Annotated in this window: 10 protein-coding genes; all 10 read right to left on the bottom strand. The window is 42.1% G+C overall.

The genetic code is table 11. From position 1 onward, the window contains the following. Positions 1 to 172 precede the first annotated feature (172 nt). Positions 173 to 2,530, bottom strand: a complete 2,358-nt coding sequence (locus tag WJR50_RS17585) for an alpha/beta fold hydrolase (protein WP_341294615.1) — start codon at positions 2,528 to 2,530, stop codon at positions 173 to 175. A gap of 151 nt (positions 2,531 to 2,681) precedes the next feature. Further along, entirely contained in the window at positions 2,682 to 3,749 is a 1,068-nt protein-coding gene (locus WJR50_RS17580; protein ID WP_341294614.1) for a Gfo/Idh/MocA family oxidoreductase, read from the bottom strand. Between the two features lie 516 nt (positions 3,750 to 4,265). Further along, the gene (locus tag WJR50_RS17575; RefSeq protein WP_341294613.1) at positions 4,266 to 5,492 is read right to left on the bottom strand and encodes an N-acetylglucosamine-6-phosphate deacetylase; all 1,227 of its coding nucleotides are present in this window, start codon (positions 5,490 to 5,492) and stop codon (positions 4,266 to 4,268) included. Next, positions 5,440 to 6,174 carry a glucosamine-6-phosphate deaminase gene (locus WJR50_RS17570; RefSeq protein WP_341294612.1) on the bottom strand — a complete coding sequence of 245 codons (735 nt, stop codon included), beginning with the start codon at positions 6,172 to 6,174 and terminating at the stop codon, positions 5,440 to 5,442. Before WJR50_RS17570 ends, WJR50_RS17575 begins: the two co-directional genes overlap by 53 nt. 10 nt (positions 6,175 to 6,184) lie before the next feature. After that, the gene (locus WJR50_RS17565) at positions 6,185 to 7,678 is read right to left on the bottom strand and encodes a sodium:solute symporter family protein (protein WP_341294611.1); all 1,494 of its coding nucleotides are present in this window, start codon (positions 7,676 to 7,678) and stop codon (positions 6,185 to 6,187) included. Positions 7,679 to 7,704: 26 nt separating this feature from the next. Beyond that, on the bottom strand, positions 7,705 to 8,766 hold the full coding sequence (locus tag WJR50_RS17560) for a dihydrodipicolinate synthase family protein (protein ID WP_341294610.1): 1,062 nt from the start codon (positions 8,764 to 8,766) through the stop codon (positions 7,705 to 7,707). Between the two features lie 63 nt (positions 8,767 to 8,829). After that, complete coding sequence (locus WJR50_RS17555) at positions 8,830 to 9,846, bottom strand: NAD-dependent epimerase/dehydratase family protein (protein WP_341294609.1); 1,017 nt, start codon at positions 9,844 to 9,846, stop codon at positions 8,830 to 8,832. A 7-nt stretch (positions 9,847 to 9,853) separates the two neighbouring features. Continuing rightward, complete coding sequence (locus WJR50_RS17550) at positions 9,854 to 11,047, bottom strand: Nramp family divalent metal transporter (RefSeq protein ID WP_341294608.1); 1,194 nt, start codon at positions 11,045 to 11,047, stop codon at positions 9,854 to 9,856. Positions 11,048 to 11,108: 61 nt separating this feature from the next. Then, a complete protein-coding gene (locus WJR50_RS17545) occupies positions 11,109 to 12,329 on the bottom strand; it encodes a Gfo/Idh/MocA family protein (RefSeq protein WP_341294607.1) in 1,221 nt (406 codons plus the stop codon). A gap of 363 nt (positions 12,330 to 12,692) precedes the next feature. Then, a complete protein-coding gene (locus WJR50_RS17540) occupies positions 12,693 to 13,730 on the bottom strand; it encodes a Gfo/Idh/MocA family protein (RefSeq protein WP_341294606.1) in 1,038 nt (345 codons plus the stop codon). Positions 13,731 to 13,809: the final 79 nt, after the last annotated feature.

Here is a 13,809-nt window from a genome sequence, read left to right as displayed (position 1 = left end):
CCCGCGGCTAGAAGCATATTGGTGTAGATTTCTTGTTATTTCATACTAAGCTTAAATTTTTACGGGCACGTACCCGAATTTAATTAATATTTCTCTTTATCTCTAATTTTTAGTCTTTTATTGTTGAGTTTTTTTGAATGTTACCTGAGGGATTAATTCTCATATAATATCATCACTGTTTATATCGATTAGAATAGGGCTTTTGACTTTCATCCACAAAATTTTCTTGAGCCCACTTTACCATAAGTGCTTTCGTATCGGAAGAAAGTCTATTGTAATCGTCGGGTACCTCTAATTGGAGATTTTCATCAGAATGATACAGCGCAAAGACTTTTTTTGCTTCTAGAACTGTCATCTTTACATCTTCATATGCATTGTACTGGTCCCAATTAGGAGCGATTACAAGCAAAGGCCGAGGCGCAATCGTGGCGAGTATTTCATGATAATCATAAGGTATCCTATCTTCATCATCAGCAAAGAAGCCTAGGCGAGGCAATAGACCGTGCAAATGTGAATAGCCATATATACCTTCTGCTGTTTTCCCTACCCGATTTAGCCGCATAGGAGAAAATCCGCAGACCGAAATCACTCCTGCAATGCGATCGTCTTTCGCGGCAGTGTATAACCCCACAGTAGCTCCAAGAGAATAGCCAGCCACCATCATTTTATCCTTATCCAGAAACTCTATCTGAGACAGCTCATCTATAGCCCAACGAACGTCTGATACCATTCTCCCCAGTTTGCTCCAATGGGGGAACCGCTCGTAAAACAACTTCCCCTCTTCAATGCGACTGCCAAAGCCAATCTGATCAAAAGCATAAACAGCAAAGCCCGCCTCCAGAAACCGCTTGATGATATCGGTAGATTTAACAAACCCTTTAGTGTAGCTATACTCGTGCAGGTAAATGACCAGCGGAAGATCTTTTTTTGCTGGCTTCCCATCTTCCGTATGAGGAAAATACAGCTGCCCAAACGAAATCGCCCTGCTTCCAAAGTCCGGGGGTATATCAGGAAGACCCACCACTTCCCGCATATAATCAGACTGTTTTCCCGGGCCTAGAGAGGGTGGTTCATTTCCCATTACCCAATCCAACCAATGCTCGACTTCTTTCTCTTTCTGCTCCCACTCAGGCACCGAGCTGATTTTCTTTCCTTCCTGATTGACCAATATATTGTCGATTCCTTTTGACTTGTAGGCAAGAGGGTCAATTAACTCTTCCGACAAGCCCAGCCAGCGGGAAAAACTGTAGCTGTAATATTGTTGATTGTGGGGCATGATGCTGCCCCGTCCAAAAATGTAGTCGAAGAAATCCAGGTAGCGCTCCATATCCCTGGCCGAAGGGGCATGCAGCCCATGCCTCAGATCCAATGCAATTTTATTATCAGCCCCCAGAAACTCATAAGTTTTTTTGGTTGACAGGTACGCTTGCTCAATCCCCCAGGGGCCACCTTGTGATTCGGTGATAGAGGAGCTCAGCATGAGCCCCCGGGGTGCGATCAGTGCCATCAATGAATTCTGGTCTACAGGAAGCTTATGCTCTCTGCCAACAAAAAAGCGAATCCGGGGATGTAGCCAATGAGGCTGCCAGCGGCTAAGAAGTTCAATGGTTTCATTATCGTATTTATCTGAGGTGTAGCGAAAAGGATTTTCCCCGCCTGTTCCTCCACTGATCGGCACTACCGCTTTGATCCGCTCATCGTAAGCTGCAGCCCAAAGCGACATTTTTCCATTGCGGGAAAGCCCTGTCAGTGCAATTTGCTCCTGCTCTACATCAGAACGGGTATAGAGGTAATCTATGGTACGCGATACCGACCAGGCCCAGCGGCCAATGGTCGTAAAGTCATAATCGGGCCAGTAGATTTTTGCGTAAGCCTCACTGTCATCAGGATGTCCGTATTTAGGATCAGTTGCTCTGAACCTGACCGCCATATATCCTCGCCGTACCGCAGCCTGAACCCAGTCGTAACGATCTTTTTTCCAGGGGCACATAAATACCGGGAATGGTCCTTCACCTGGAGGAATCAGTAAAGTGATATTTAGTTTTGCCTTATGAGCAGGTCCAAATTCAAGCAATACATCCTGCTCTGTCAAGTCACCAAGTTTCCTTTCATCCACCAGACTGGCTTTCAGGTTGTCAGGTGCCGGTGGCATTGTACCCGTAATCCAGTGCTGTGCCTGCTCCTTAATCCATTGGCGCTTTTTATACCACTGTTCCATTGTTTTGACGGGGATATTTTTCCCTCCTTCGTCCAGTATTAATGGATCTGGCAGAAAAGGTAATGAAGGTAACTGAGTAAAATCAGGCGGTAGTTCTCCGCTACGTTGCTGCCAGCTCGACCAGGTAGAATCAACCGGTGTAGGCGGGGGAGCATCGGACCTCCTTTGGTAGTCAGGGGGTAAGACTGACTTTAGCTGCCTAAGATACTCTTCTCTTCGTTCTAATGTACTTTGAGAAGACTCCTGCGCCAATGCAGGCCGAAATTCCCAACTAAAAAAAATGAAAATGAAAAATAGGCGGTATAGTTTCATCGATATTATTTTTGACCAGGAGAAGATATCCAAGGGGGTAATGTCCTCCAATATATCTTTTTCCAGTTTAAATTTGGCTACCAATTTAGATTTTGAACAAGCTCAGGATATTGTTCAACTTTCCTTGTGAAGTCATGTAATACAATTATCCCTAAGGAGGAGCTTCCAAAATTATTTTTCTGTTTTCCTTATTACTTTTTATTGCAGCTTCAATAATAGCAATCACCTGCATTGCCTGCTCTGCTTTTACCTCAGGTTCTTTTCCTTCACGAATCGCAGCATATATGCTGTCATAATACCCTAAATAAGAACCTGGTAGCGTCTCAACTTCTCCTTGAATATGCAGACCATTTATATCGGTATTAATTCTTCCCCAATGCCCCTTTTCCTCTTGCCCCCACCCTTCTTCCAAAGGTGACCTCCCAGATTTAAGTAATGCCTCCTGAGGGTCAGCGCCATTTTTGATGAAGCTTCCTTTGGTACCATGCATCACATAGCGTGGACCAGGTTCTCTTACCAGATAACTGGATTTAAGGGTCACCTTTAACTGATCATAGGCGAGTATCAACTCAAAGTTATCTTCCACTTTTCCACTCGGACGTTGCACTCTGATATCTGCTTGTACAGATTGAGGGCAGCCAAATAATACCAAGACCTGATCTATCATATGGGACCCTAAGTTATACAAAACACCAGTACCAGGAAGAGGCTCTTCTTTCCAGTTGTTTTCCTCAACGTAGTTGCGATATCGATCATAATGGGCCTCATAATCTACCAACTTACCTAAAAGCTTATTTTCAACCAATTTCTTAATAGTCAAAAAGTCACCATGCCAACGACTGTTCTGGAAGACACTAAGCATCTTACCTTGTTTTTGCGCAAGATCAATCAATTGCCTGGCCTCTGAGGTAGTAGAGGTAAAGGCTTTTTCTACCACCACATGCTTACCTGCTTCCAAGGCCTGGGATGCCATTTCGTAATGCAGGTATTCTGGAGTGTTAACAATAATAAGCTCAACAGCTTCATTATTTAGCAGATCCTGGTAGTTAGACACTACATTAAGATCAGGGTATTTCTGCTTCGCATCATTTTTATTTCTCTGAAGGATTGAATGCAGTTTGAAACCAGCATGTACATGCAGCAAAGGAGTATGAAACACCCTGCCTGACATTCCATAGGCAGCTAATGCTGTGTTAATTACCGGTTCATTTCTTCTCATTATTGTTAGTTTGGATTTCGGGCACGTGCCCGAAAAGATATAAAAAAATTTGAATTAGTTTGCTAATGCTAACATACGAGTACTTTCACTATTAATAGCTGAAAACCATTGTGACACTTACATTTTTACGGGCACGTACCCGAATTTAAATAATTCTCTAAGAGATCAAAAGATTTCACCCTATTTTTTGTGCCTTTTTATTTCCTCCCAGGAAATAAAATTGTATGTGGGCACATAACCGAAAGTATAAAATGTATTATCACATATGACTTTTAGCCTATGTCTGAGCTGTTTTATAATACTTACTAGGAGGATATTAGGTTCCCACTCTTGCGGCTCCCCTTTATGTACAAACTCAAGATACTTTTGCATCACTTTAGAGAAATGCGCTTATCTGCCAAAACACACCTTCAGGATTCTATGGAGGATTGGATATATTCTATTTTTCCGCAGAAGGTTGTACGTTGTAATTCATTAAGTTTAATGAAGATATGTATCCCCATGAATGTCTAAAAATTATCCTTCAAAGACTGTCAGACCTTTTTTAACAACCTGGACAATCTCAACCTTTTTTCCCTGGTTGATTCTAAACACCACCAGATCGGCTGGTTGAGAGGATGCTATGCCAGGGGCCGGACAAGCCAAAAAACTTGCAGGATAGATAGATGCCATTTTCCATGCTTCTGCAAGCTCAACCAACTTCCTGTCCAGTAAATACTGCATATCTTCTATTAAACATTTGGTAGCCCCAGCCAGCAGATCTGGTGAATTTTTCATTGATAGCCTTCCATCTTTTTCCAGCACTACTTCTTCTCCGATATGTGTTTTATACACTCCAGAAGACATTCCTGAAAAACAAGTAGCATCGCTCACTAAAAAAACCTTTTCGCCTTTGGTTCTGATCGCTGTAGTGAGAAATGCATCAGGGAGATGGAACCCATCGGCAATGATACTGGTATAGAGCTTATCCTGGGCCAGCTGCTCCCACAGCAAATTAGGGTGACGAGGCAGCATTAAAGGTACTCCATTACCCAGGTGTGTAGATAAGCTGGCACCAGCGATAACTGCAGAATGAATTTCTTTAGGTGTAGCATTGGAATGTCCTATGGCGACCAAAATTTCATGCGATACACACTGATGAACGAAGTCAGTAGAACCTTCCCATTCAGGGGAAAAGGTCACTACTTTAATTTTACCACCGGATATTTCCTGGCAATGTTTTACCCACTCCCAATCCGGTGCTTTAATATATTTCAGATCATGAGCGCCTCTGGCACCATCTACTTTGGATATAAAAGGCCCTTCCAGATGAATTCCACTCACACAGGCATCAACCACGGGATATTCATGACAAGCACTGACAATGATGTTTATCAGTTGGTAAATATTTTCATCAGAATTAGTGATGAGTGTTGGAAAAAAAGTAGTGACACCTTTGCTCAACAAATATTGGGTAGCTTTTAATACATCTTCAGGCTTTAGTGTAGTATCATTAAAGTCAATCCCATCAATTCCATTGACTTGAATATCAATCAAGCCTGGTCCGAAGAAAGTACCGTCATCATCCACACTTTCAAGCGTTTTGATTTTCTCAACCTTCCCTTTGCTGATTGTCAATCTTTCCTGCTTACCCGATATGCAGTTTACTCCCTCAACAATCTTCACCTCAGCGTACTGTTGGTTACTTTTATTATATGCTTTTACCGTATGATTCAATATCCAGATACATTTTGCAGTGAGCATGTGTTTTTAGAATAGTCGCAGGGCAATCCGTAGAAACTTCCTGATTCAGCGTTTTGTTGACCGCCATTCTCTTGGTTTTGCCTGGCACCACGCAATAAAGAAATCTTCCCTTCATTAGCGTAGGTATAGTGAGGGTAAGTGCTTTTCGGGGTACTTGTGCTAAAGAGGCAAAACAGCCATCATTTACCTGCTGTTGGCGACACTGCTCATCAAGTTCTACTATTTTAATAATTTCCGGATCATCAAAATCAGCTACTGGAGGGTCATTAAAAGCAATGTGACCGTTTTCTCCTATGCCCAGACATACAATATCAATGGGCTTTTCAGAAACTAATGCAGCATAGTTGCTGCACTCAGCATCAATATTTTGATTTCCATCTATAAGATGCACTTCTTTGCAAGCGACATGATCAAAAAGATGTGCTTTCAGAAAGTTAGCAAAACGTTGGGGAGCTTCAGGCGCTAATCCTATGTATTCATCCATATGAAATGCTGTAATGCGATGCCAGGGTATCTGTGATGACTGCCTCAAATAAGCCAGCATTTCATTTTGAGAAGGAGCGGCTGCAAAGATCATCCTAATTTCGTCCTGGGTTTCTAACAACTCCAGGATTTTATTTTCCACAGCTTTACCGGCAGCTTCCCCTATCTCATTACGAGATGCAAAAACCTGAACTTCCATTCTGGAAGTTTTAAATTTTTTTGTAGTGTCGTTCATCATTATTTTGCTGAATTGAAGCTAATAATTTTTTTACACGCTCGGGTACTTCTTTTCTATTGATGTATCCCATACTTATATAGACAATTGTAGAAACGAATACTGGTAAGCCTATTTCTAAAGCCATACTTTCCATCTCTACATTTTTGGTAATGATAAAAGTAATAAGCCCGGCAGCAATGGAAGAAATTGCCGCCCTGGGGCCGCAGCTTTTGAAAGCTGGTAAAAGTCCGAAGAGCATAGGTACAGCGATAGGTCCCAGTAAGGCACCAAACCACGAAATAATCAGACCCACCACCCCTCCAAACCGTTCCTGCTGTAAGGCTACAGTGATGGTCAGAAGAGTAAAGACAAAGGTTGTAATCCGGGCTGTTGTTAGTGACCTTCTTTCATCTTTGAAGCGTGCTGAAACTACTGGCAGTATGTCACGAGTAATGACTGCAGAAATGGTATTGACATCTGAAGAAGTCATTGACATTGTGTTTGCAAATAAGGAGGCTATGACTAAACCAATGAGTCCGGAAGGTAGCAGTTCCAGGGTAAGCGCACCATAAGCTTGCGAAGGATCTTCCAAACCTGGCAAAATAATCGGAGCTGCCCACATAGGGAAAAAAAGTATCAATGGCCATATCAGATATAGAATTCCAGAGAGATAGGCTGCTTTAGAAGCCTCTTGTTCATTAGGAGACGAGATATAGCGGGTGGCCAGGTTCCAGCTTCCACCATTGTAGCTCAGAAAGTTGATAAACAAAAAAGCCAGCGCAAAAGCCACAGTATAGGGCTCATTGAAGAGCTGACTATTTTCCTTTGGTAGTTGCTCCCACACGCTAAAAATAGAGTCAAATCCACCTAACCTTTCCACTACTACCACAAACATGACAATACCTGCCACGACCTGAACTATAAACTGGGTAAAATCTGTGATAATAACTGCCCAAAGTCCACCAAAAGTGATATAGATCAGGGAGATCCCTCCTGAAATCAGAATTCCTGTGCTTAGGGATAAGCCAGTAAATATATTCAACAGTATGGCAATAGCAGCCCATTTGGCCCCTACATCAAATAGCTTAAGCAACACTCCGCTCCAGGCCATGATTTGCTGAGTAAGCACATTGTAGCGATTAGCCAGATATTCCAGCGGAGACTGTATCCTGAATTTTTTGCGCAAGCGTACCCAGAAAACAGGGAATACTCTGGCACTTAAGATAATAGAAAACCCAATGGTAAATGCCCACCAGATGTATAAGGAAAATCCATGTGTGTATGCTAGCGCAGCATAGGCTACAAAAACGGCTCCGCTATAGCCTGACACATGGTGAGAGATACCGGATAACCACCAGGGCAGGTTTCCACCAGCAACAAAGTAGTCTTCTACATTCTTATTTTTAAAATAAGACCAAAAACCAATCAGGAGCATGGTCAGAAAGAATGATCCGATGACAATAAGATCAATGGTACTTAATTCCATCGTAATTTTTTATAATGAATAATTTGTTATCGCAGCCACCTTTCCAGGTTCTCTTTCACAAAAGCATCGTCATTGAGTTCAGGATACGCTTGGTATACTCTAGTAATCTCCTCGCTTTGCCCGGCAGACATACATTCTTCAGGGTTGAGGCACCAGGTACCTTCCAATACACCTTGTCTTCGCAATACTTCATGAAGCCCGGCGATACAGCCTTTGAAGAGGTTGGCTGAATCAAAAAAAGCTGCGTTGGAATCGGTAACTGCAATTCCTTTGGTGAGCATCTCGCCAGGTACAGAATTTCCTTGTTGTCTGATATTTTTGATCTCTTCCAGAAGCTCCACTGCTTTTTGTGTCCATACTGCCCAATGGCCAAGAAGCCCTCCTACAATAGATTTTTCTCTTTCCTCCCCCTGAACCCTGAAGCGATAGGTAGTAAGCAAGTCTGCCACAATATTGTCATCATTACCAGTATATAGTGCTATCTCCTTGTGGCGAGAAGAATGACATACAGCTCTTACGACATCCAGGGTCTGATAACGGTTAAAGGGGGCCATCTTAATCGCTTGTACATTGGGTATTTCAGCAAAATCTTTCCAGAAATCAAAACTCAGTACCTTACCTCCCACTGCTGACTGAAGGTAAAATCCAAATACAGGAATGACTTCAGCGATCTTCTCCGTTCTCTTGATCAGTTGTGCTTCTGAAAGCTCTGCCAAGCCACCGTTGCTCACCAACCCCAAATCATATCCTAGTTCTACAGCAAGTTCTGCTTCCTGCAAAGCCTGCTCTGTAGGTCCTACAATACCTGCTACCTTGATAAATGGTCGGCTAAGTTGTGCCTGCTCAACTTCTTCTGCAGCCAGTTTCAGTATGGGTTTAAACAAGTCAATTTCATTTTTCCTGATTTCAAACTGTGTGGTATGTACGCCTACGGCTATACCGCCGGCACCACTATCCATATAATAACGCGTAAGGACACGCTGTCGCTTCTCATCCATTTTCCTGGATTTATCTAAAGCCAAGGGATGCGCAGGAATGACGGTTCCTTCAAAAAGTAGTTTTCTAATCGCTGGTGCTAATGATTTCATGTGTTAATCGTTAATTCTTGTAGCTCACATGTTCCTCCCAGGAAAATGCATTACTACTTATCTTTAAAAAGCTCCTTTTCTTTCCTGAAAACGGGTGGGTTTATTAATAGTATCTCCTCCACTGCTAAGCCAGATAGTTATAATTTCAATCATAGCCTTCAGGCTTACTTTCGGGTATCCAAATAGCTGATGGGCAGTAGATGCATTGTTGAGCAAAGCTGTAGGTTGCTCTTCGTTGATAAAGCGAGGCTTTTTATTAAAAATTTTCCCAAATTCCTCAGCAGCCCAACGGATGGAAACTGTTTCTGGACCGGTAATATTTAGCTTACGGGGCGGTGATTCGCAAAACCTGAATGATCTCAGGGCATACTCATTGGCATCACCCTGCCAGATTACATTTACATGTCCGGTGGATAGATCAATTTCTTTCTCCTCTAATACCGACTTGGCTATTTCCAACAATACACCGTACTTAAAATCTATAGCATAATTGAGGCGATAAATCAGTGTGGGAATCTTATATAAGCTGGAAAAGTGTTCAAACATCCTTTCTCTGCCAAGGCAGGATTGTGCATATTCTCCTACCGGCCCCGGGGTAGTCTCTTCTGTGGCTCCACCTGAATAAACCGATACAAAAGGATAAATATTACCGGTAGAGAAAACTAAAATCTTAGAATTTCTGAATTTCTCTGCTACTTTTCCTGGCAGATAAGCATTCATCGCCCAGGTAAAAGATTCTTTCCCGGTAGTGCCAAACTTGGTTCCCGCCATAAAAATGACATTCTTTACCTCCGGCAAACTTTCAAGTTGTTTGTTATCAAGCAGATCTGCTTTGATTGTTTGAACCCCCTGACTTTCCAAATTTTGCTGAAGAGTAGAATCTGAAAACCGGGAAACCCCAATCACAGCATTATCTTTGCCGGCAGCTATCAGAGCCTGCTTGGCTAATACTGCCAGACTAGGTCCCATTTTTCCTCCTACCCCTAGGAGTAAAATATCTCCATCCAACGCCTGCATATCACTGATAAGATCCTGGCTCGGAGCTAATAATTGTTTTTCCAGTTTCGCTAAGTCTTTCATAATAATTTTATCTGATGAATTGCAAATAAACCTGGCTGGCTGATAAAAAAAGAAGCAGCCCTAACCCCAGTACCCCTACGATATTTTTCCAGCGATTATTCTTGAACTCTCCCATACGGGCTTGGTCGTTGGCTAACACCAACAAAGCAACCCCTACCAAGGGCGCTATTATAACAGTGATAGCCTGGGCGAATACGATTAACTCTAGAGGTAACCTGCCAAATCTCAGTGCAATAACAGCTCCTATCACCATTACCAGCATAATCATACCCCTTACTTTGGGAGACTTGAGTTGATTCCCTAATGAAAACGCATCTGCCAGTAATGAGCCGCCAATGGTAGCATTCCCAATCAGAGAAGAGAATGAGGCGCCAAATAACCCCAACATAAAAATGACAGTAGCAGTGTTTCCATAAAGAGGTTCCAGCGCTAACCCCATGTCTGTTGCAGAGTTTACCTGTATGCCTTTAGGGTACAAAATAGCCGCGGCATTGATTAAGATAAACAATGAGATCATCCCTAAAACCATCACGCCCACGATAGCTTCTTTTTTTCCCTGCTTGATTTGATTTTTCTTCCAGCCTTTTTCTTTCACCAGATAGCCCTGATAAAAAGCTCCTACCACTGAAAAACTAGAAGCGATCAACGCGATGGTCAGTACTTCAGAGCCGGATGGCAAGACTGGAATCAGGCCTAATCCAATAGCTGCCAAATCAGGACTTGCTAATGTCAGTGTGATCAGAAAAGACAACAACATTACCCCTACCAAGACGATCATCACTCTTTCTAAAACTTGATAAAATGATCTGAAAAAAAGCAGGCTAATCGCTGTAAAAGTAAATGCTACGACCCAGGGCCCCACACTGGTATGAAAAAGCTCAGCAAGTGCAAGACTTGCCCCTACTGTATTCCCCGCCTGGAAAGAGGCAGTGATAGCAAATATGCCTAGACCTAAAATAATGGAAGCTGCTTTACCCCATTTATCTTTTATGATGCTTAGTAGTGAGGATTCCGTAGCAATTCCTATGCGGGCTCCCATCTCTGTAAAATTCACCATAAAAAAAATGGCGCTTACGATCACCCAAATATGATTGTAGGCGTATAAAGAACCCAGTTTAGAGGTAATAGTAAGGCTACCGGGGCCAAAAACAAGAGCTGCTGTAATAATTCCAGGGCCTAAATACCTGAAAAAATGCTTCATATAGCTCCTGGAATTAGAAGGTTTAAGGATGAGGTATACTGCTTGTAAGTCAAGATATAATTTATAAAGAATACTCCGGTTTCCAATACTGATATTTTTCTTCTCGCATAGCGGTATTTCCCATATGTACTGCCACACTTACATCTTTACCAGTATCCACATTGGAGAATGGTTGTTTACCGCTTCTAATACAGTCAGCAAAATCTAACAGAGCATAGGCTGTAGGTGAACGTTCAGCGTTGTCCTCTGATTCAAAATTCAACAACGTTGGTTCTCCCTGTGTCCAGGCTTTAATCGTAGCTCCTGATACCCCATCTACCACGCCCAGTTCAGCCTTATTAGCTTCAGGATATAAATAGGCTTTATCCCGCTGAATTTCTATGGTAGCTTTTGTTCCCAGGATACGGATAGAATACCCTTTATAGGCATTGCTGAGAATCGAGCTTACGGAAGCTTTAACACCATTCGGGTACTCGTAGACAGTCCGTACGTTGTCATAGGTTTCTCTTCCATCTTTCCAGTAATCAATACCTCCCAATCCTGTAACCTTGATTGGCGGGCTTCCAGTCATCCAGTTAATAATATCTATCTGATGAGCACAAAGTTCGGCCATCAACCCACCGGAAAATTCACGGTACATCCGCCAGTTAACCTGTTTTTCATTTTTAGGATCTTTTACTTCCCTCCGCCAGTCATCATTACGATGGTACTGACACTCAAAATGCTTCACTTCCCCACACCATCCTTTAGATAATACTTCATGCACTTTATGATATAAGGCATAGTAACGATATTGATGACCAATCTGAAAGACAAGTTTGGTAGCATTGACTTTATCCACCATTTTCAGTGCCTGAGGAATGTCATAGCTCATCGTCTTTTCTAGGTACACATGTTTGCCCGCCTCCACGGCATGCATGGCCATTGGAAAATGTAAATACAGAGGCGTGGCGATGATAACTGCGTCCAAATTTTTATCGGAGAGCATTTTCTGATAGTCAGTATACGCTTTAGCCCCTTTGGCAGCCATGCTGATTCCTCTCTGTAAATGCTCCGTATTGATATCACAACAGGCTGCTAATTCTACTCCTGGCAAATCTTTCAGGACATGGACAATTCCTCCTCCCCTACTACCTACACCGATGAGTCCAACTCGCACCTTTTCTACATTGGTTGAAAGAGGTTCAAACACAGATGAAGTATTGGAATAACCAAAAGCTGCTAGTCCAGATAGAGCTGTAACATTGGTTAATAAGAATTTTCTGCGGGATGTATTTTTCATTATAGATATTTTTACAAAAGGCACAAAATCACTTTCGGGTACGTACCCGAAATTATTAAGAAAAAACTAAAGTAAAAAAGATTTCATTGAATTATTTAGAATAGAAAATGATGTTCTGTTAAAAATATGAGGTATAAGCTTATCATATGAACTTTTACATTTGTCAGAACGAGCAAGGAGAGCAGCACCGTTAAAGCCAGTTCATTTTTACTGTATTCTACTTTCTTTCCAAAATTGAAAGTTTCTGCTAAGTACAAAAATGATCCCTTCTTATAAATTCAAAAAACGGAACAGCTTTTCAAACTCAAAGATACAATCTGTAGCTTGATTCCTCCTTGCTAATATACACCAAGTACTTGTTTATTACCTGCCTTGCATGGCTGCTTGCGCTTTTTTCATCACATTCTCCACCCTTACTTCCTTACCTCCCTGCCGTTTACTTTCGTCTGCAGCTTCCATAAAAGCAAAAATTTCAATAGTCTCTTTGGGTGAGACAGGGGCTTTCCCAGTATGAAAAAACTTTACTATTTCCACAACCAAGGGTCGGTAACCTGCATAAGGTCCTATTGGAGCAATACCTTCATCTCCAAATGCAGTACCTCCATAACCGAGTTTACCAGTCCGCATACCTCTAAATGTGCCTATGCGACCATCATTCCAGGTACCTACTACTACATCCGTATCTTCAGTATGAGTTCTTTTAACTTTCTCGCACCCTATACCCATCACAGTATAAAGCGTTTCAACACCATGAACACCATACCAGTACAAATCCGGATGTGTTTTTTCCAAATGAGCAGGGCTGTAAGCATCAGCCCCCATTACTTTCCCTATTTTTTCACCCTTGCGAATCTCTTGAGCATTTTCTGCATAACGTAGTGAGGAAGAAGAAAATAGGGGTACTTTGTATTTTTTGGCTGCTTCAAAAATAGCAATCGTATCCGACAAAGAAGCAGCTACAGGTTTGTCAATAAAAACCGGCTTTCCTGCTTTAAAAACTTGTAAGGCCTGCTCAAGATGTCGGCGTCCATCATTAGTTTCCAGCAATACTACATCTACCTTCTCCAGAAGTGCATCCACAGAATCCACTATTTCCACTCCTAGCTCCTGCATTTCTTTGGTATAACCAGGAATCCGGCTTACACTTTTTTCAATGTCCTTACTGCCATGAGGATAAGCAGCCACTACCCTTACTCCAGCAATATCAGTGAGGGCTTCAGGATCGTTTAGCACTTTGGTAAAAGCTACACTATGAGAGGTATCCAGCCCGATGATACCTGCCTTCAGTTCTTTATTTGGTTTGCCTCTCATATTATAAAATGGATAAGAAGCCAAACTGAGTCCCACTGCTGAAACAGCTGAGTTTTTGATAAAATTTCGCCTTTTGATAATATTATTCATTTTAGGTTTTATTTCTGACAAAAGATCTTTTGGCAAGAGGAAAATGCTGATAAAAAAAACTTACTATTATTCTAACAGA

The sequence above is a fragment of the Catalinimonas locisalis genome (assembly GCF_038039535.1).
In the GTDB taxonomy this organism is placed as follows: Bacteria; Bacteroidota; Bacteroidia; order Cytophagales; family Cyclobacteriaceae; genus Catalinimonas.
The sequence above is the reverse complement of the archived record's forward strand: the minus strand, read 5'-3'. Positions and strand labels throughout refer to the sequence as shown.